This window comes from Roseomonas genomospecies 6 (assembly GCF_008365375.1).
Taxonomy (GTDB): Bacteria; Pseudomonadota; Alphaproteobacteria; order Azospirillales; family Azospirillaceae; genus Azospirillum.
On the sequence record NZ_QOKW01000009.1, the window covers coordinates 182,274 to 199,383 of the forward strand.

Annotated in this window: 19 protein-coding genes; 6 read left to right on the plus strand and 13 right to left on the minus strand. The window is 69.6% G+C overall.

What is annotated here, in order from left to right; genetic code table 11:
• Positions 1-2 precede the first annotated feature (2 nt).
• Positions 3-554, minus strand: coding sequence for a DUF1003 domain-containing protein (locus DS843_RS14095; protein WP_208852239.1), 552 nt, complete (start codon positions 552-554; stop codon positions 3-5).
• A gap of 198 nt (positions 555-752) precedes the next feature.
• Here DS843_RS14095 and DS843_RS14100 point away from each other — a divergent pair, with 198 nt between their 5' ends.
• On the plus strand, positions 753-1,223 hold the full coding sequence (locus tag DS843_RS14100) for a ferritin-like domain-containing protein (protein WP_149469518.1): 471 nt from the start codon (positions 753-755) through the stop codon (positions 1,221-1,223).
• Positions 1,224-1,282: 59 nt separating this feature from the next.
• Here the strand turns inward: DS843_RS14100 and DS843_RS14105 are convergent, their stop codons facing one another.
• From DS843_RS14105 to DS843_RS14120, 4 genes are all read right to left on the minus strand, one after another.
• On the minus strand, positions 1,283-1,495 hold the full coding sequence (locus DS843_RS14105) for a hypothetical protein (RefSeq protein WP_149469519.1): 213 nt from the start codon (positions 1,493-1,495) through the stop codon (positions 1,283-1,285).
• A gap of 93 nt (positions 1,496-1,588) precedes the next feature.
• The gene (locus tag DS843_RS14110) at positions 1,589-2,839 is read right to left on the minus strand and encodes a PP2C family protein-serine/threonine phosphatase (protein ID WP_149469520.1); all 1,251 of its coding nucleotides are present in this window, start codon (positions 2,837-2,839) and stop codon (positions 1,589-1,591) included.
• 19 nt (positions 2,840-2,858) lie between these two features.
• Entirely contained in the window at positions 2,859-3,176 is a 318-nt protein-coding gene (locus DS843_RS14115) for an STAS domain-containing protein (RefSeq protein WP_286192090.1), read from the minus strand.
• A gap of 147 nt (positions 3,177-3,323) precedes the next feature.
• A complete protein-coding gene (locus DS843_RS14120; RefSeq protein ID WP_149469521.1) occupies positions 3,324-4,298 on the minus strand; it encodes a hypothetical protein in 975 nt (324 codons plus the stop codon).
• Positions 4,299-4,482: 184 nt separating this feature from the next.
• Between DS843_RS14120 and DS843_RS14125 the strand changes: the two genes are divergently transcribed.
• Positions 4,483-4,899 (plus strand): HRDC domain-containing protein, encoded by a 417-nt coding sequence (locus DS843_RS14125; protein ID WP_149469522.1) that lies wholly within the window; start codon positions 4,483-4,485, stop codon positions 4,897-4,899.
• A 366-nt stretch (positions 4,900-5,265) separates the two neighbouring features.
• Here the strand turns inward: DS843_RS14125 and DS843_RS14130 are convergent, their stop codons facing one another.
• From DS843_RS14130 to DS843_RS14140, 3 genes are all read right to left on the minus strand, one after another.
• A complete protein-coding gene (locus DS843_RS14130) occupies positions 5,266-5,694 on the minus strand; it encodes an NfeD family protein (protein ID WP_149469523.1) in 429 nt (142 codons plus the stop codon).
• A 31-nt stretch (positions 5,695-5,725) separates the two neighbouring features.
• Entirely contained in the window at positions 5,726-6,766 is a 1,041-nt protein-coding gene (locus tag DS843_RS14135) for an SPFH domain-containing protein (RefSeq protein ID WP_149469524.1), read from the minus strand.
• A gap of 77 nt (positions 6,767-6,843) precedes the next feature.
• Positions 6,844-7,956 carry an AI-2E family transporter gene (locus DS843_RS14140; RefSeq protein WP_149469525.1) on the minus strand — a complete coding sequence of 371 codons (1,113 nt, stop codon included), beginning with the start codon at positions 7,954-7,956 and terminating at the stop codon, positions 6,844-6,846.
• A 130-nt stretch (positions 7,957-8,086) separates the two neighbouring features.
• On the opposite strand from DS843_RS14140, the gene DS843_RS14145 reads away from it, so the two are divergent.
• Positions 8,087-8,620, plus strand: a complete 534-nt coding sequence (locus tag DS843_RS14145) for a CreA family protein (protein WP_149469526.1) — start codon at positions 8,087-8,089, stop codon at positions 8,618-8,620.
• Between the two features lie 305 nt (positions 8,621-8,925).
• Here the strand turns inward: DS843_RS14145 and DS843_RS14150 are convergent, their stop codons facing one another.
• Both DS843_RS14150 and DS843_RS14155 read right to left on the minus strand, forming a co-directional pair.
• Entirely contained in the window at positions 8,926-9,987 is a 1,062-nt protein-coding gene (locus tag DS843_RS14150) for an AbrB family transcriptional regulator (protein WP_149469527.1), read from the minus strand.
• A 19-nt stretch (positions 9,988-10,006) separates the two neighbouring features.
• Positions 10,007-10,972 carry a M14 family metallopeptidase gene (locus tag DS843_RS14155; RefSeq protein WP_149469528.1) on the minus strand — a complete coding sequence of 322 codons (966 nt, stop codon included), beginning with the start codon at positions 10,970-10,972 and terminating at the stop codon, positions 10,007-10,009.
• Between the two features lie 288 nt (positions 10,973-11,260).
• Here DS843_RS14155 and DS843_RS14160 point away from each other — a divergent pair, with 288 nt between their 5' ends.
• Positions 11,261-12,127, plus strand: coding sequence for an N-formylglutamate amidohydrolase (locus DS843_RS14160; protein WP_149469529.1), 867 nt, complete (start codon positions 11,261-11,263; stop codon positions 12,125-12,127).
• 34 nt (positions 12,128-12,161) lie between these two features.
• Here DS843_RS14160 and DS843_RS14165 read toward each other — a convergent pair whose 3' ends face one another.
• Positions 12,162-13,016 carry an NAD kinase gene (locus DS843_RS14165; RefSeq protein WP_149469530.1) on the minus strand — a complete coding sequence of 285 codons (855 nt, stop codon included), beginning with the start codon at positions 13,014-13,016 and terminating at the stop codon, positions 12,162-12,164.
• A 120-nt stretch (positions 13,017-13,136) separates the two neighbouring features.
• On the opposite strand from DS843_RS14165, the gene DS843_RS14170 reads away from it, so the two are divergent.
• Both DS843_RS14170 and DS843_RS14175 read left to right on the plus strand, forming a co-directional pair.
• Entirely contained in the window at positions 13,137-13,367 is a 231-nt protein-coding gene (locus DS843_RS14170; RefSeq protein WP_149469531.1) for a hypothetical protein, read from the plus strand.
• Positions 13,364-13,792: a type II toxin-antitoxin system VapC family toxin gene (locus tag DS843_RS14175; protein ID WP_149469532.1), complete on the plus strand. Its 429-nt coding sequence runs from the start codon at positions 13,364-13,366 to the stop codon at positions 13,790-13,792. Before DS843_RS14170 ends, DS843_RS14175 begins: the two co-directional genes overlap by 4 nt.
• A 7-nt stretch (positions 13,793-13,799) precedes the next feature.
• Here DS843_RS14175 and moaA read toward each other — a convergent pair whose 3' ends face one another.
• Together moaA and DS843_RS14185 are read right to left on the minus strand one after the other, a co-directional pair.
• A complete protein-coding gene (gene moaA, locus DS843_RS14180) occupies positions 13,800-14,825 on the minus strand; it encodes a GTP 3',8-cyclase MoaA (protein WP_149469533.1) in 1,026 nt (341 codons plus the stop codon).
• Between the two features lie 189 nt (positions 14,826-15,014).
• Positions 15,015-17,096 (minus strand): 4Fe-4S binding protein, encoded by a 2,082-nt coding sequence (locus DS843_RS14185; RefSeq protein ID WP_149469534.1) that lies wholly within the window; start codon positions 17,094-17,096, stop codon positions 15,015-15,017.
• Between the last annotated feature and the right edge of the window lie 14 nt (positions 17,097-17,110).

Here is a 17,110-nt window from a genome sequence, read left to right on the forward strand (position 1 = left end):
GATCAGACCGTGGGGGAGGGCGGCGCCGTGTTCCTGGCAGTGGCGAGCGCCTCGGTCAAGTCCTCCACCATGCGGGTCAGCCGGGCGATCTCCTGTTCGCGCAGAAGGTCGATCTTCTGGTGCAGCAGTTCGATCTCCAATTCCGCCTTCAGGTTCACGTCGTAATCCTGGCTGGCCCGCTTGCGGTCGATGTCGGCCTGCCGGTTCTGGCTCATCATGATGATCGGCGCCGTGTAGGCCGCCTGGAAGGACAGGGCGAGGTTCAGCAGGATGAAGGGGTAGGGGTCCCACGCCTTCACCCAGCCCAGCACATTGGCAGCGATCCACAGGGCCAGCAGCGCCGACTGGGCGATGATGAAGCGCCAGGACCCGACCAGGGTGGCCACACCGTCGGCGACCCGCTGGCCCGCCGTGCGCGACGGCGTCTCCGCGCCGCGGGCGGCGCGCCGGTGCTGGCGCAGATGGTGCAGCCGTTCCAGATCCTCGTGCCCCATGGAGACGGGGTGCAGGCCGTTGGCCGGATGGCCCTTCAATCCGTTCCGGGTGGCGTTCATGGCGGGCACCCCCTGCGTTTCGTGACGATGCTTCAGGATCACTCGGGCTGGCGCCATCGCCAAGGGGGGAGCGGTGGAGGGTGCGTTAAATTGCCGCAATGCTCCGCCGATGGGCAGCGATGCCGAGAACCTTTCACGCCAAGGCGTTATGGTTCAAATAACCACAATTCGATTGTGCCTTAACGATCTCGGGACCCCATGGCCAACATTCACGACCCCGCCCTGTTCCTCGCCCATGCCTGCGCGCTGGAGGAGGACGCCGCCAACCGTTTCGCCGACCTGTCGGAGGCCATGAAGACCTACGGCAACGCGGACGTCGCGGCCTTCTTCGGCAAGATGGCCGAGTTCTCGCGTCTGCATCTGGCGGATGCCCGCAAGCGCTCCGGTTTCCGCGACCTGCCGGTGCTGGCGGCGGAGGACTTCCAATGGCCGGACGGCGACAGCCCGGAAGCGGCCTCCATGGAAGGCTCGCACTATCTGATGACGGTGGACTACGCGCTGGAGCTGGCGCTCGACAGCGAAAAGCGCGGGCACGCCTTCTACGCCGACGTGGCCGCGACCACCACCGATCCGGAGGTCCGCATGATGGCCGAGGAGTTTGCCTCCGAAGAGGCGGAGCATGTGGCGGAACTGGAGCGCTGGATCGAGCGCTTCCCCAAGAAGGGATAAAGGCCGTTTCCCGCGGTTTCCGCCCATGCGGGAACCGCGGGAAGGACGGAGCGCCCGCCTTACTTCGTCAGGGCGGTGTAGTCGTACTCGTACGTCTTGTCCGCCGGCTTGAAGGTCTTGAAGGCGGCGATGACGTCGTCCACCGACACGCCCGCCGGGACGTTGAGAATTTCGTACACGACCGAGCTGCCGCTGGTCGGGCCGACGTCGGCGTTGCGGTGAGCCTGGGTAATCAGGCCCTCGCCGGCCTTCTTGATCATGATCGAAGCCATATCCGTTCCGTCTCCTGTTGCACGTCGCCCGACGCAGCAATATCCATAACGCGAATAAGGGTATGGGGCCAATGGATAAATTGCTGCACCGCGTCAGCGCCGGGTGATCCAGAGAGCGGTCACGTCGTCGCGCAGCCGTTCGCCGTGGGCGGCGGCGTGCCGCGCCATCAGGGCGGGCAGGGGGCGGGCGGGGGCGTCCTCCGCCGCCCGCTCGGCCAGACGGAGCAGCCCGTCCTCTCCCAGCATGGCGCCGTCGGTGTCCAGGGCCTCGCTCAGCGCGTCGGAGTAGAGGAACAGCGTGTCGCCGCAGCGCAGCGGCACCCGGTGGTTGGTGTAGGCGGAGTCCCGGAACGCCCCCAGGAACAGGCCCGAGGCGTCCAGCCGGCGGAAGCCGCCTCCGTCGCCGCGTCCGGCGATGCCGCTTCCCACGATTGGGCTGGGTGACGCGGCGGCGGCGTAGAGCAGCGAATCGTCGGCGCGGTCGATCACCCCGTAGAAGGCGGTGGCGAACTGGCCCAGCGGCAGGATCTCGCACAGCCTCAGGTTCAGTTGCCGCAGCAGGCGGGCCGGGTCGCGCAGTTCCTCCGGCGGGGTGCGGGTCAGCAGCGTGTGCAGGCGGAAGGCGTTGATCGCCGCGGCGATGCCATGACCCGACAGATCGGCGGTGAAGACTCCGACGCGGGTCCCGTCGAACTCGAAGGCCGTCCAGAAATCGCCGCCGATCTCGTCCGAGGCGCGGAAGACCGAATCCACCGTCAGCCCGTGCCGGTCGGCGAGCGCCGCCAGCTCCGCCGGTTCCGGCACCAGGGCGAGCTGCATGGCGCGGGCCTGCCGCAGGTCGCGCTCCACCCGCTCGTGGAAGGCGCGCAGCTCCTGCACCATGGACCGGCGTTCCAGGTGATAGCGCACGCGGGCGATGCATTCGCCGGGGTTGATCGGCTTGGCGATCAGGTCGGTCGCTCCGGCGCTGAAGCAGACCGTCCTCAACTGGTCGGAGTTCAGCGCGCTCTGCATCAGGATCGGCAGGTCGCGCCAGCGCGGGTCGCCGCGCAGGCTGCGGCAGACGCCGATGCCGTCCATCCGCGGCATGGCCGTGTCGAGCAGCAGCAGGTCGGGCGCGAAGCTCTCCAGCCGCTCCATCACCTCCTCGGCGGTCGAGGCGAAGGCGACCTGGGTGATGCCGGCCCATTGCAGGAAGCGGGTCAGGGTCTTGCGGTTGAAGGCGCTGTCGTCGGCGATCAGCACCCGGCAACCGCCCAGCGGAAAGCCCAGCTCCATGCCGTAGACGGACGCCCCGGCCCCTTGGCCGGCGGGGCGCACCGCCTTGGCGCAAGCGTGAACCATCGCTTCCGTTCCCGCCGCGTCAGTCGTCGATGTTGAACATGGTGTGGAACTTGGCGATCGTGATCAGGCGCCGCACCTCGTCGCGGGCGCCGCGGATCGCGAAGTCCAGGTTGCGCCGCTGCGCGGTGTCGCGGGCGATGATGAACATGCCGAGACCGGAGGAGTCCACGAAGTCCAGCCGCGACAGGTCGAACACCATCCGGTGCCCCGCCGGGCGTTCGAAGGTGGCGATGACGTCGCGGAACGTGTCGTGGTCGGCGAAGGTCATGCGCCCGCTCAGCACGATCTCGGTGCTGGCCGGGGCCTCGTGGATGGAGAAATCCATGGCGGCGCTCATCTGTGGTTCACCCGTGGCCGAAGAGAGGCGCATCCCTCCGCCGGTCAAACCCGGCGCGGACGCGGGCGCATTCTAGGGCGGCGGGAATTGCACTTTGATGACGCCGCCGTGTCAGCACGCGGACATCGGGGCCGATGCGGGCCGAACCTACTGCAATGCGGCCTCTTCCACCCTCGGCTGCGCGACCCGTTCGGCGATCCCGCCGGCCAGCCACGCCGAATAGGCATCCCGGCCCTCCGGTCCCAGCATGCCGTTGCGGCAGAAGGATGCGGCCTTGCGCGCCGAGTCGGGGTAGCGCCACAGCGGCAGATCCGCCTGCCCGCCCAGCCGGTCGAGCCCAGCCGGCAGGTAGCCGTTCCCCGCGCCGTACAGCCGCTCCTCGACCGCCGCCGGGCGGGGCGGCAGCAGCAGGGCGACCTCCGTCCCGGCGGCGCGCGCCTGATCGGCGAAGCGGCGCACGCGGTCGAAGGCCGGCGAGGCGGCGTCCAGCCGGACGGCGGCCTTGCGCTTCTCCACCCAGCGGTCGGCGGCGGAGGCGGTCCAGCCCTCGGGGCCGGTCGGGCGGCAGGGCTTGGCGTATTGCAGGGCGATCTGGTCCGGCAGGTAGGGGCGGCCCAGAACCGCCACCTCCGTCAGGTGCGAGCCGTAGCGGCGCAGCCCGGCGAACCCGTTGCGTTCCGTGAACAGCAGATCGACGTCCAGCAGCACCAGCGCCGGCTTCAGTTTCAGCACGTCGCCCAGCAGCGGCTCGAAGTCGCCGACCTGGGCATGGTCCTGGACGATGCGCAGGAAATGCAGGCCATCCACCCCATGCTTCGCGGCGAGGGTGGCCATGCCCTGCTCGTCCAGGGTCGCGTGGCGCAGCGCGGAGCCGCCCAGCGCCACGACGACGATGGGAGGCGACAGGTCCCGCGCCGCCCGCTCCGCCGTGGCGGCGATGCGGTTGCTGTTGTACCAGGCGAAGGGGCGGTCGTAGAGGCTGTAGCCGGTCCAGACGGCTCCCGCCGTCCCCGCGATGAACAGCGCGGGGATGACCGCCAGCAGCGTGATCCACAGCCGCCGCTTCGGTTGCGGCGTGCTCCGTTCCCGGCGTTCCCTGTGCGGCTCGACACGCCCGGTCATCGGCCCTCTGCTCCCCCCTCGCGGTGTCCTGTGCCTCAACACCTCAGGGGGCGGCTGGGTCCCGTCCGACGACGCGCTTTCCTATGACGAAGGGCGGCGGCGGCCGGAGACGTGCCGGAGTAGCCGTGTCCCTGCACTTTCGTGTAGTCTTCCCCAAAAGACGAGGCACGCACCGAGGAACAGGATGAGCACCGAAATCCGCACCTTCATGATCCCCGACGCGAACGCGGACGAGGCCCAGGGGCAACTCTCCTCCTTCCTGCGCACGGTCGAGGTGCAGCGCATCGACACCGCCTACGCCGATGGCGGCTGGCGCGTTCTCGTTCTCTACAAGGACCTCAAGCGCAAGGAGGAATCCCTCCAGATCGAGGCCGCGATCAACGCCGCGCTCAACAATTGGCGGGACCGTGCGGCGGCCCGCGAGGGGCTGCCGCGCGACGCCGTCCTGCCGGACGAGCTGGTGCCGGAAATCGCCCGCTTCGCCCCCACGACCGAACGCGAGCTGTCCATCATCGTCGGCGCCCGCGATCTCGGCGTCGGCCAGTATGGCGGGGAGATCGTGCAGGTCGTCCGCGCGACCCTGGACGAACTGATCGACTGACGGTGCGGCTCTCTCCAACCGCATAGGCCGGATGGCGAAGAGCCGGTTTTCCACTGTGCCGAAAGAGAAGAGCATCCCGCCGTAAGCCTGATTCCAGGTGCCCCGCCCCTGTGCCAGCATACCCTCGTAATTTTGCGGCAATGCAGCATGGCGGGGGCCATGGACGGCACATCCGGATCGAGAGGCGGCGCACCCGATTACAGCGCCATGGCGCGGGAGCTGGAAGCCTTCAGCCGTCAGGCGGCGGAGCGCGCGGCGGCCACCGGCGACGGCGCCATGAACGCCCTGGCGCAGCGGCTTGGGCGCCACGCCGAACAGATCCGGCACGATCTGGCCGAGGCCCCGGCCCGCCGGTTCGGCTGGCGGCTAGGCCTTCTCCACCTTCAGCAGGGTGCCCTCGGCGCCGACGATGCGGATGCGGGTCCCGGCGGGAAGGTCGGGGCCCTCGACGGTCCAAATCCCGTCGCCGATCTGCGCCCGGCCCCGGCCATTGACGATGGGCCCGTCCAGCGTGTGCAGCGTCCCGATGTACTGCGCCGTCCGGCGGTTCAGATGCGGCGTGTGCGTCGTATGCGCTGATCCCCGCGACAGGAGGCGGGTGCCGGCGACCGCCGCGATGGCGAGCAGGGCGAACAGCAGCCCCTGATGTTCCCACGGCAGGGACGGCCAGACCAGCAGCACCAGCCCGACCAGCGCCGCGGCCCCGCCCAGCCACAGGAACGCCGCGCCCGGCGCCACCGTTTCCAGCGCCCCCAGCAGCACGGCCAGAACCCACCAGTGCCAGAATTCGATCATCGCCGATCCGCTTTCGGAGTTGCGCCTTACCTTACGACTCCGGCGACGGGGGCGCATCACTTCCGCGCGGCTCGTCCCGGTTCCAGGGGCCGCGCGGCGCTTGCGGAGGCGCCGGGGTATTCGTGACCGGCGCGCCCGCGGAGGGCGTCGGACGGTTCGGGAAGGCCTCGCGCGCGATCTCCGCGATGCCGCCGATGGCGCCGATCACGTTCGCGGCCTCCAGCGGCATGAACAGCACCTTCTGGTTCGGCGCCGCGGCCACCGCGGTCAGCGCGTCCACATAGCGCTGGGCGACGAAGTAGTTGATGGCCTGGGCGCTGCCCCCGGCGATGGCGTCGGAGACCAGCCGGGTGGCCTCCGCCTCGGCCTGGGCGGAGCGCTCCCGCGCCTCGGCGTCGCGGAAGGCGGCCTCGCGCCGGCCCTCGGCCTGGAGGATGGCGGCCTGCTTGGCGCCCTCCGCCCGCAGGATAGCCGCCTGGCGCTGGCCTTCCGCCTCCAGGATCGAGGCGCGGCGGTCGCGCTCCGCCTTCATCTGGCGGGCCATGCTGTCCACGAGGTCGCGCGGCGGCTGGATGTCGCGGATCTCGATGCGCGTCACCTTGACGCCCCAGGGGCTGGTCGCCTCGTCCACCACGCCCAGCAGGCGCGCGTTGATCTGGTCGCGCTGGGACAGCAGCTCGTCCAGGTCCATGGAGCCCATGACCGTGCGGGTGTTGGTCATGGTCAGGTTCAGGATCGCCAATTGCAGGTTGTTGACCTCGTAGGAGGCCTTGGCCGCGTCGATCACCTGGAAGAAGACCACGCCGTCCGCCGTGACCATGGCGTTGTCGCGGGTGATGACCTCCTGCGAGGGAACGTCGAGCACCGTCTCCATCATGCTCTGCCTGCGTCCGATCCGGTCGATCAGCGGCAGCAGCAGATGCAGGCCGGGTTGCAGCGTGCGGGTGTAGCGCCCGAACCGCTCCACCGTCCATTCCTGGCCCTGCGGCACGGTCCGCACGCCCAGCAGCACCAGCGCCAGCGCGAAGATCAGCAGCGCGATGACGAAAAGCGTAAGGCCGCTGACCACCATCACCTCACCTCCCGGTCGATCACCCCCGGACCATGCCACGGCGCGGCCGCCGCGGCCAGAGCTTCAGCCGAGCAGCGTCAGCCCAGCAGGGCGCCGAAGGGCTTCATCGGCTCGTGCGCGTCGAACAGGATCTTCAGGATCGCCAGGATCGGCACCGCCAGAAGCGCGCCGGGGATGCCCCACATCCATCCCCAGAACAGGATCGCCACGAACACCGCGATGGGGTTCAGCGCCAACCGGCGCCCGACGATCATCGGCGTCAGGAAGTTGCCCTCCAGCATGGTCAGCGCCACGAAGGTCAGTGGCGGCCCGAAGATGTGAACGCCCCCGTCGAAGGTGAGCGCCGACACCAGGAACAGCACCACCGTCATCACCGCCGGCCCGATGAAGGGAACGAAGTTGATGAGCCCCGCCAGGGTCCCCCACAGCGCCGCGTTGGGAACCCCCCACAGCCACATCGCCAGCGCCGTCGCGATTCCCAGGACGATGTTGATGACCGTGATGGTCGCCAGATAGGCGGCGATGTTCTGCTGAACGGTGGCGGCGACCATGGCGTAGTGCACGCGGTCGTCCACGTCGCGCATCGTGCCGATCAGCGCCTCCAGGCTCTGCCGCCCGCGGGCCAGGAAGAAATAGAGCAGCACCTGCATGATCACGACATTGGCGATCACCGCCTCCACCTGATGCAGGACCTGCTCGGCCAGCGACGGGCCGCGCACCACCACCTCCCGCGTGGAGCCGTCGCGGTCGGCGGTCATCTGCTCGATCTGGCGGGAGGCCTCGCGGGCGCGATCGATCCCCTCGCGGATGTCACCCAGCTTGAATTCCAGTTCGGTCACCACGCGGGGCATCCGGTTGACCCACTCGGTGGCCGGGGTCGCCAGCGTGTACAGGGCGCCCAGGCCCGCGGAGAACACCAGGATCACCACCACCGCCGCCCCCAGCGCCTCCGGCAGGCCGAGCCGGTAGAGGCCGCGCACGCAGGGCCGCAGCAGAAGGCTGAGGATCAGCGCCAACATGATCGGCAGCAGCACGTCGCGACCCAAATACAGCGTGAAGAGCACGGCGATGACGAACAGCCCCACCACCGCCACCCGAGCCGGGTCGCGGGGGGTCCGGGCCGGGGGTAGGGGTTCGGTCACCGGTTCCGGCGGGGTGGACAGGGGCGGATCGATCGTGCGGTCGCTCATCGGGGGCAGGCACTCCGGAGGTATGGGCCGGGCGTAGCGCTTGACGGCGCCGGAAACCCGCCCGATTTAGGGGTATCGCAGGACCGCGCCCGCCGCGGCCCCCGCTTCGCGACGACCGGAGTTCCACGAGATGCGCAGCCCGTTCCCTTCGATAAACATCCGCCGCGGCCTGATGGTCCTGGCGCTTTCCGTGCTGCCACCGATGGTCGCGTCCACCGCGGCTTCGGCCGAGGACCTCGTCGTCGGGCGCTTCTCCAACGACTGGACCGGCAACGGGCTTCAGGTCCAGGCGGTCGAGGACCCGAAGGTGAAGGGCGTCACCTGCCACCTGGTGGATTTCGACCGCAGCGTGCTCGACCGGCTGACCAAGGGGAACTGGTTCGAGGACCCGTCCAACGCCTCCATCTCCTGCCGACGCACCGGGCCGCTGGTGATCGGCGACATTGAGCTGTCGCAGAAGGGCGAGGAGGTCTTCTCCGAGCGCAAGAGCCTGATCTTCAAGTCCATCGCCATCCGCCGCATCTACGACCGGGTGAACGACACGCTGATCTATGTGGTCTACAGCCGGCAGGTGAAGGACGCCTCGGCGAAGATGTCCATCTCCAGCGTGCCGCTGATCGACACGAACCCCCAGTGGGAGAAGGGGAAGCCCCCCGCGAAGTGATCGGGTGAAATGATCGGATGACTTGCAATCCGGCGCGCGCGGCCCCATCATCAGGCTTGGGAGGCAGGGGCCGTAATCCCCCGCCTCCCGGCCCGATCACTGCCGGTTCAGAAGATCAAGGACAGCCTTGACGATCTGAAGCAGCAGGATCAGGAGACTGAGGATTTCCTTCATCCTCCAAGCCTCCTTGTTGAGCGGCGGGGTGGTGGCTATTCACCACCCGTCCGCGCCTCCACCTCGCACGGCGCGCGGGATCGGGGCAATGGAAACTCCACGCATGCGTGTGCGGCGAATTGGCCGCTTCGTCAGGATTTCCCAAGGCGGGTCCGCCACTTGCGCCACAGCAGGTAGAAGGCCGGCGCCAGGGTCACGATCAGGACGATCCGCAGGATGTGATGGGTGGCGACCAGCGCCACGTCGATGTTCAGCGCCAGCGCCACCAGCGTCATCTCCGCCAGCCCGCCCGGCGCAAAGGCGAGGATCAGCGCGGCGAGGCCCAGCCCCGTCGCCTCGTCGACCATCCAGGCCGCCGCCGTGGTCACCAGCAGCATCAGCCCGGTAAGCCCGACCGCCGTCAGGCCGTCGCGTCCGATCCGGCGGACCTTCAGCCCGGTGAAGCGGCAACCCAGCGACGCCCCGATCACCACCTGCGCCGCGGCGACCAGCACGCCCGGCGGCTTCCCCTCCGTCAGCCCGGCGAGGTGGATCGCCGCCGACAGGAGCATCGGCCCGACGATCTGCGCCGCCGGGATGCGCAGCAGCTTCGCCACGGGATACCCCAGGGCGCAGGCCGACAACAGCGCCACGTCCAGGGGGCCGAGCGACAGCAGGGGCGGCCCGAGCGTGCCGCGGCGGGCCGGATCGTAAAGCCCCAGAGCCTGGAAGGCGAAGGGGATGACGAGGACCACGAGCATCACGCGCAGCGCGTGGGACAGCGCCATGGTCCGGCTGTCGCCGCCCATCTGCGTGCCGACCATCACCATCTCGTTCAGCCCGCCGGGCGTGGCGGTGAAGAAGGCGGTCGGCGGGTCCAGCCGGGCCACGCGGCGCAGATACCGCACCCCCAGCGCCGTGGCCACCACCAGATAGAGGGTGACGGCGCCCAGCGACAGGCTCCATTCGCCGAGCCGCTCCAGGATGTCCGGTGTGAAGCCGCTGCCCAGCATGATGCCGAGGATCATCACCATGACGTCGCGCAGCGGCTTCGGAACATGCAGCGCCACGCCCCCCATCGCGGCGGCGGTGGTGACGCTCATGGCTCCGATCATCCAGGCCAGCGGCAGATGGACATGATTGAAGAGCGCCCCGCCGGCCGTCCCCAGAACGATGGCGAGCGCGAAGGGCCGAAGCCCCGATCCGATGGTCATGCGGTTCGCTGTGGCCGGTTCAAGAAACGATCCGCCCCAGCCGGACGGCGGTCTGCCCGGATTTGGGGCGCCGCGCCGGCATGATGAGGACGCAGTCGTCGTAGGGCGTCACGATCCGGCGGGCGCCGTCCCGGCCCAGCACCGTCCCGGCGGCGGGAATGACCTCCATCCCCACATAGGGCTGGTCGAAGAAGAAATCGTCGGTCTCCGCCGTCACCGCCTCGGTCACCTCGACGGTGCGTTGCGGGTCGGGGTGAGGGCGGATGTGGCGGTCGGCCAGCGAGGGATCGACCATCTCTTGCGCCAGCAGGAAGCGCATGCAGCTTTCCAGCGCGACCAGCGCCGTTTCGGCGCGCCAGTGCTGGCCGCATTCGACCAGGATCGCCGTGCGCCGCCCATCCGGTTCGGCCCCGTCCGGTTTTGCGAAGTCCGCGTAGTCGATCACCCGCCGGCCCGCCGCGTGCCCTTCGTCCGAGACGATCCAGGCCGGGTAGCCGAGCCGCCGGGCCAGGGCGCGGGCGCGGTCCGTCCGTCCGCACAGAGTCAGGGGCGGGGTGTCCGCCGTCATGGAATGCAGGTCCAGGATGACGTCCGCCGCGTCGAACACCGGGCGGAGTTGCCGGGCGCGGCGCAGTTCCGCGCTGTTGCGGGGGCCATCCAGCACGTCGGGCGACCAGACGCGGTTCATGTCCTCGTCCACGAAACGCGAGGCGTAGGGCCGCTCCGCGTCGAAGCTTTGATAGGAGGCGGTGTTGGCGAAGACCAGCGTCAGCCGTCCGCGGCTGGGTTTGATCCCCATCCGGAACAGCCGGTCCATCGCCACCGCCCCGCCGATCTCGTTGCCATGGATCAGCGACACGATGACGGCGTGCGGGCCGGGCCGTCCGGATTCCAGCGTCGTGACGTGGTCGATGCCGGTGTTGCCGTCGCGGTAGGCGCCGATGTCCGGCGGCGTCAGTTCGATCGGTGGCAGGGATTCGGTCAAGCGGATCTCGCGTTTGCGGGGCTGGCCGTTTGCAGGTCTGGCCGTTTGCGGGTCTAACCGGGGCCGGGCGCTATCGCCGAACAGTCAGTATGGCGGAGAGTCCGGCGGTATGCCAGCCCCGCCATTTCCCGTTCCCGCCCTGTCCTTTGGCTTGCCGGTGTATGACGGTTTTTGGTCGACGGCCACCCGGCCATCGTCTATACCCGAATCCATTGCCGCAGCGCCGTGCTATGCCATCCGGGCAGGTGCCGCGGCCCCTTCCGCGCAGTTGGGACACCGGGGTCAGCCATGAGTTTCGTGATCGAGGACGTGCTCGTCCGCAACGATCCGATCGTCCCGCGCCTGCCGGTGTTCTTCGATTCACCGCACAGCGGCACCGTCTACCCTCGCGACTTCGCCTTCGTCTGCCCGCTGTCCACGCTGCGGCAGGCCGAGGACACCCATGTGGAGGAGCTGTTCGCCCACGCGCCGGAGCATGGCGCGACGCTGCTCTGCGCGCTGTTCCCGCGCACCTGCATCGACGCGAACCGGGCCATCGACGACATCGACCCGGCGCTCCTCGACGGGCGCTGGCCCGAACCGCTGCGCCCGACGGAGAAGAGCGCGGCGGGCATGGGGCTGATCCGCACGCTGTGCCGTCCGGGGATGCCGCTCTATGACGGGCGGCTGTCCGTGGCCGAGGTGATGGAGCGCATCGACCGCTATTACCGCCCCTATCATTTCCAGGTCGCCGGCGTCATCGACGATCTGGCCGCCCGGTTCGGCGCCGTCTGGCACGTCGATTGCCATTCCATGCCCTCCGCGGTCGGGCCGGGGGCGGCGCAAAAGCTGGACATGGATTTCGTTCTGGGCGACCGCGACGGCACCACCTGCGAGCCGGGCTTCACCGCCCTGGTGGAGGAGGTGCTGACCGGCCTCGGCTACAAGGTCGCCCGGAACCATCCCTTCAAGGGGGTGGAACTGGTGTCGCGCTACGCCGACCCGGCGCGGGGGCGCCATTCCCTTCAGCTCGAAATCAACCGCCGCCTCTACATGAACGAAGAAACGCTGGAGCGGAACGAGGGCTTCGCCCGGCTCCAGGCCGATCTGACCACCCTGATCCGCCGCATCTGCGCCCATGCGGAGTTCAACACCGCGCGCCGCGCCGCCGAATAGGCGCGAACGACCGGGGCGGACCGTCGGCGGGCCATCAGGGCGAGAACTGCTCCTTCAGAATCCGCTCTTCGAAGTTCAGCTCCGGATCGAACAGCAGGGTCAGCGCGACGTCGCGCGCTTCCTCCACGTCCACGCGGATGACCTCGCGCACCTCGGTCGAATCGGCCACGGCGCTGACCGGGCGCTTGACCTCTTCCAGGATGTCCACGGTGATCTTGGCCGTGTGGGGCAGGAGCGCGCCGCGCCAGCGCCGCGGGCGGAAGGAGCTGATAGGCGTCAGCGCCAGCACCCCCGCGCCCAGGGGGATGATCGGGCCGTGGGCCGAGAGGTTGTAGGCGGTGCTTCCGGCGGGGGTGGCGACCAGCACGCCGTCGCAGATCAGCTCCGGCAGGCGGACGACACCGTCCACGGTGATGCGCAGCTTCGACGCCTGCCGCGTCTCGCGCAACATCGACACCTCGTTGATGCCCAGCGCCTCCACCTGTTCCCCGTTGCAGCGGGTGGCCTTCATGCGCAGGGGGTGCAGCGTGACGCTCTGGGCGCTGGCCAACCGCTCGGCCAGCCCATCCTCGCGGAAGACGTTCAGCAGGAAGCCGACCGACCCCCGGTTCATGCCGTAGACCGGCGGCGGATTCTGCCCGTCGCGCTTCAGCGCGCGGTGCAGAGTCTCCAGCAGAAAGCCGTCGCCGCCCAGCGCCACCACGACGTCGGCATCCTCCAGCGGCACGTTGCCGTAGCGGTGGACCAGCCGGGTGCGCGCCCGCATCGCCTCTTCCGTGTTCGCCCCGCAAAAGGCGATGCGGAGGTCGGCGGGCTTGCGGGCCGTGGGATCGGGCGCCAGCGGGTCCAGCGTCGGATCGGCGGGCAACTTGGCGGCGGTTTCGGTCATGTCGAGGGGACCATAGCGCAGGACGCCCGGATGCAGAAGGCCGCTTCGGTCGTATGGTGGAGAGATTGCGCAGGGCGGCAATCGCGCCTAGTTTGGGTGAATATGCGGGGAGGGCTGGTCATGGGACGGATCGTCACGCTGCGGCTGGAGGATGACGTTGTCGAGGCGTTGCGGCTGAAAGCCAGCTTCCGCGGCCGCTCGCTGGAGCAGGAACTCCAGGACATGGCGTCGGAAGCGGCCCGTCTCACGCCGGAGGAAAAACTCGCCATCGCCGACGGCATCTGCCTCCGCACCCCGCCCGGGCCGCAGACCGACAGCGTGGAACTGCTGCGCGAAGACCGCAGCCGATGAGCGCCCGCATCGTCGACGCCAGCGTCGCCGTTCGCTGGTTCTTTCCGGAACCGGGGCGGGAGGAGGCGCTCGGCATCCTGCGGTCCGCGTCCTTCCTGGCCGCGCCGGACCTGATCGTGCCCGAAGTCTGCAACGTCGCCTGGAAGAAGGTCCGGCTGGGTCAGGCACGGCCCGATCAGGCGATGGACATCTCGCGTAGGCTGCGCGGCTTCTTCGCGGACCTCGCGCCCAGCCCGACGATAGCGCCCCGCGCCGTCGAGATCGCGCTTGAGATCGGTCATCCCGTCTACGACTGCTTCTATGTGGCGCTGGCGGAGCAGCGGTCGCTGCCGTTGACGACGGCGGACCGGCGGCTGGCTGCCCGACTGGCCGGAACGGCGTATAAGGGACTCGTCCAGCCGTTGGGTTGCCAGCCGCTCGGCTGAGGGCGGATCATCCGCCGGTCACGCTCATGTGGCGGGGCACCGCCGGTCCCTGGTGGCGGCGGTCGATGATGAAGTCGTGGCCCTTGGGCTTGCGGGCGATGGCGTCGCGCACCGCCTGGACCAGCAACCCGTCGTCGTCGCTGAGGCGCAGCGGGGTGCGCAGGTCGGCGGCGTCCTCCTGACCCAGGCACATGTAGAGGGTGCCGGTGCAGGTCAGCCGCACGCGGTTGCAGCTTTCGCAGAAATTGTGGGTCAGCGGCGTGATGAAGCCGATGCGCCCGCCGGTCTCCGCCACCCGCACATAGCGGGCCGGGCCGCCGGTGCGGTAGTCGATCTCGTCCAGCGTCCAGCGCTTGGCCAGCTCCGCCCGCACGAGGCTGAGCGGCAGATACTGGTCGAGCCGCGCCTCGTCGCCGATCTCGCCCATCGGCATGACCTCGATGAAGGTCAGGTCGAAGCCCTGCTCCCCGCACCAGCCGACCAGCCGGTGGAACTCGTCGTCGTTCACGCCCTTCAGCGCGACCGTGTTGATCTTGACCTGGAGGCCCGCCTCCTTCGCCGCCTGGAGCCCGCCCAGAACCTTGTCCAGCCGGCCCCAGCGGGTGATCGCCTGGAACTTGTGGGGGTCGAGCGTGTCCAGCGACACGTTGATCCGCCGCACCCCGGCCTCCACCAGATCGCCGGCGTACTTGAACAGCATCGTGCCGTTGGTGGTCAGCGTCAGCTCGTCCAGGTCGCCGGCCTTCACATGGCGGCCCAGGCTGTGGATCAGCTCGTGGATGCCCTTGCGGACCAGCGGCTCGCCGCCGGTCAGGCGCAGCTTGCGGGTGCCCAGCTTCACGAAGGCGGAGCAGACGCGGTCGATCTCCTCCAGCGTCAGAACCTCCGCCTTGGGCAGGAAGCTCATGTCCTCCGCCATGCAGTAGACGCAGCGAAGGTCGCAGCGGTCGGTGACGGACACGCGCAGATAGCTTACGGTCCGCCCGAAGGGGTCGACGAGCGGGGCGGGAGCGGTCGGCGGAACGGTCGTCATCGGCGGGCTTCTCCCCAAGGGGGTCCGTATCGTGCAGTCCGGGCGGCGATCATGACTCCGGCCCGGTCCTGATATATAGGTCCGAGTTGCGGATTTTTCGCCACCTGGAATTTCAGGCGCAGGAGAACACGGAGCGCGAAGCCGGGACTTGACGGGGGTCAAGTCCCGGCGGGCCGAAGGTGCGGACGGTCAGTGGACGCTGCCGCCGTCCTTTCCATTCCGGTCGCTTTGGGCCTCCTCCCGCTCGCGCAGGTAGTCCTCCGTCGTGCGCGGCGCGCGTGGGGCGCCCAGCGCGAAGGGCGAGTCGCCCCGTTCGAACTGGTCCACGACACGGCAGTCGCCGCACATGCGCATGCGGTCGGCGGCCTCCGGCGTGGCGAACATGGCGTGCCGCCCGGCCAGAACCGACACGATCTTGTCGATGGAGGACTTGGTGGCGAAGGGCTTGCCGCACTTGACGCAACAGAAGGGCTCCTCCTCCTTCAGCACCTTGGCGCCGCGGGCGCCGTCGCGGAAGTCGATCTCCGGGACCAGAGCGATGACCTTCTCCGGACAGGTGGTCTTGCACAGGCCGCACTGCACGCAGGCATCCTGCGAGAAGGACAGCATCGGCTTGTCGGCGTTGTCGAGCAGCGCCCCGGTCGGGCAGGCGCCGACGCAGGACAGGCAGAGCGTGCACCCCTCCACCGCCACCTGCACCCGTCCGAACGGCGCGCCCGGCGGCAGGGGCAGGACCTCCACCGGCTCCGGCGCGACCTTGTGCAGGTGGCGCAGGGCCAGCATGGTCACGGTGCGCTTGCCGCCCATCGGCAGGAAGGCGCCGGGGGCGGGGGCGTCCCCGCGCGGCAGGCTCCACAGCTCCGCCGCCACCGCGTCGGGGTCCTGCGCGTCGATGATCGACACCCGGCCCGAGCCGTAGCCGAGCCCGGCCATGGCCGTCTCGGCGAGACCGAGCTGGCTGGCCAGCCCCGCCGTCTCGCCCGCGTTGCCCGGCCCGACCAGCACGCGCACCCGCGCCGCGCCATAGGCCAGCGCCGCCGCGAAGACGTCGAAGCCGAGCTGGGTCACCTCGTTCACCGCGAAGGGCAGGACGCGGGCCGGCAGGCCGCGCCCGTGGCGGGCGATCAGCGAAATCATCTCGTCGCCGTGCCGCGGGTCGTGGACCAGCAGGACCGGCTCCGTCCCGCCCGCCTTGGCGTAGGAGGAGAGCAGCGTGCGCAGCCGCTCGTAGACCGTCTGGAGCGGCGGCAGGGCGTAGGTGCTGGCCCCGGTCGGGCAGACCGACGCGCAGGAACCGCAGCCGGCGCAGATGTGCGGGTCGATCGCCACATGGTCGCCGTTGGGCGTGATGGCGCCGGTCGGGCAGACCTCCAGGCAGCGGGTGCAGCCGGTCTTGCGGCTGCGCGAATGGGCGCAGAGGTCGGCCTTGAATTCGATGTAGCGCGGCTTCTCGAACTCGCCGATCAGGTCGGCGGCCTCGAACACCGCCTTGGCGACGGCGGCGGGGCTGTCCGGGTCGGGGCGCAGGTAGCCGTCGCGCTTGCCATGCGCGGGGAACAGCGGCGCGCCGCCGGTCAGGTCCACGATGACGTCGCAGCGGGAGGCGGCGCCGTGGCGCGGCGGCTCGAAGGCCAGCACGGCGCGGGACGCCGGAATGGCCGGGGCGTAGTCGTCCACCACGATCTCGAAATTGCCGAGCCAGCCCTTGGCGGCGCGGATGGTGCCCTTGAAGACCGGCACGTCCATGACGCGCGGCGGGGCGACGTCCCTGGGAGACTTCAGCAGCACGGTCACGTCCAGGGTTCCGGACAATTGCCGGGCCACCTCGATGGCGCGCTCGTCCGTGCCGTAGACGAGGCAGGTGCCTTCGGAGGTCAGGGTGATGGTTCCGGTCGGCGGGATGTCCATGGCCGCCTCGGCCAGCAGGGCGGCGATCTTCGGCCCCGCCAACGCGCCCTCGTCCGACCAGCCGGCGCGCTCCCGGATGTTGGTGAAGGCGAGGGCCATGTCCCGATCCTGGGCGTCCGGGTTGTCCTGGGCGGCGATCTCCGCGAACAGCGGGGCTTCCTGGGTGCAGGCGACCAGCAGCGGGGCGCCCTCTGCCACGCGCGCCTCGAACCGGTCGAGCTGGGTGCGGCAGAGCTGGGTGGCGACGGTCAGGTCGCCCTCCGCCCCCGCCGCGGCCCCGCAGGCCCTGGCCAACGCCTTGCCGTCGAGCGCCATGCTGTGGGCGCAATCGCAGACGAGCACCGTCCGGCCATTGATCTTCATCGCTTCCAACCCCT

What these genes read in the sequence shown, in the direction of transcription:
- DS843_RS14095 (WP_208852239.1), bottom strand. Translation starts at nt 554, where the DNA reads ATGAACGCCACCCGGAACGGATTGAAGGGCCATCCGGCCAACGGCCTG.
- DS843_RS14100 (WP_149469518.1), top strand. Translation starts at nt 753, where the DNA reads ATGGCCAACATTCACGACCCCGCCCTGTTCCTCGCCCATGCCTGCGCG.
- DS843_RS14105 (WP_149469519.1), bottom strand. Translation starts at nt 1,495, where the DNA reads ATGGCTTCGATCATGATCAAGAAGGCCGGCGAGGGCCTGATTACCCAG.
- DS843_RS14110 (WP_149469520.1), bottom strand. Translation starts at nt 2,839, where the DNA reads ATGGTTCACGCTTGCGCCAAGGCGGTGCGCCCCGCCGGCCAAGGGGCC.
- DS843_RS14115 (WP_286192090.1), bottom strand. Translation starts at nt 3,176, where the DNA reads ATGAGCGCCGCCATGGATTTCTCCATCCACGAGGCCCCGGCCAGCACC.
- DS843_RS14120 (WP_149469521.1), bottom strand. Translation starts at nt 4,298, where the DNA reads ATGACCGGGCGTGTCGAGCCGCACAGGGAACGCCGGGAACGGAGCACG.
- DS843_RS14125 (WP_149469522.1), top strand. Translation starts at nt 4,483, where the DNA reads ATGAGCACCGAAATCCGCACCTTCATGATCCCCGACGCGAACGCGGAC.
- DS843_RS14130 (WP_149469523.1), bottom strand. Translation starts at nt 5,694, where the DNA reads ATGATCGAATTCTGGCACTGGTGGGTTCTGGCCGTGCTGCTGGGGGCG.
- DS843_RS14135 (WP_149469524.1), bottom strand. Translation starts at nt 6,766, where the DNA reads ATGGTGGTCAGCGGCCTTACGCTTTTCGTCATCGCGCTGCTGATCTTC.
- DS843_RS14140 (WP_149469525.1), bottom strand. Translation starts at nt 7,956, where the DNA reads ATGAGCGACCGCACGATCGATCCGCCCCTGTCCACCCCGCCGGAACCG.
- DS843_RS14145 (WP_149469526.1), top strand. Translation starts at nt 8,087, where the DNA reads ATGCGCAGCCCGTTCCCTTCGATAAACATCCGCCGCGGCCTGATGGTC.
- DS843_RS14150 (WP_149469527.1), bottom strand. Translation starts at nt 9,987, where the DNA reads ATGACCATCGGATCGGGGCTTCGGCCCTTCGCGCTCGCCATCGTTCTG.
- DS843_RS14160 (WP_149469529.1), top strand. Translation starts at nt 11,261, where the DNA reads ATGAGTTTCGTGATCGAGGACGTGCTCGTCCGCAACGATCCGATCGTC.
- DS843_RS14165 (WP_149469530.1), bottom strand. Translation starts at nt 13,016, where the DNA reads ATGACCGAAACCGCCGCCAAGTTGCCCGCCGATCCGACGCTGGACCCG.
- DS843_RS14170 (WP_149469531.1), top strand. Translation starts at nt 13,137, where the DNA reads ATGGGACGGATCGTCACGCTGCGGCTGGAGGATGACGTTGTCGAGGCG.
- DS843_RS14175 (WP_149469532.1), top strand. Translation starts at nt 13,364, where the DNA reads ATGAGCGCCCGCATCGTCGACGCCAGCGTCGCCGTTCGCTGGTTCTTT.
- moaA (WP_149469533.1), bottom strand. Translation starts at nt 14,825, where the DNA reads ATGACGACCGTTCCGCCGACCGCTCCCGCCCCGCTCGTCGACCCCTTC.
- DS843_RS14185 (WP_149469534.1), bottom strand. Translation starts at nt 17,096, where the DNA reads ATGAAGATCAATGGCCGGACGGTGCTCGTCTGCGATTGCGCCCACAGC.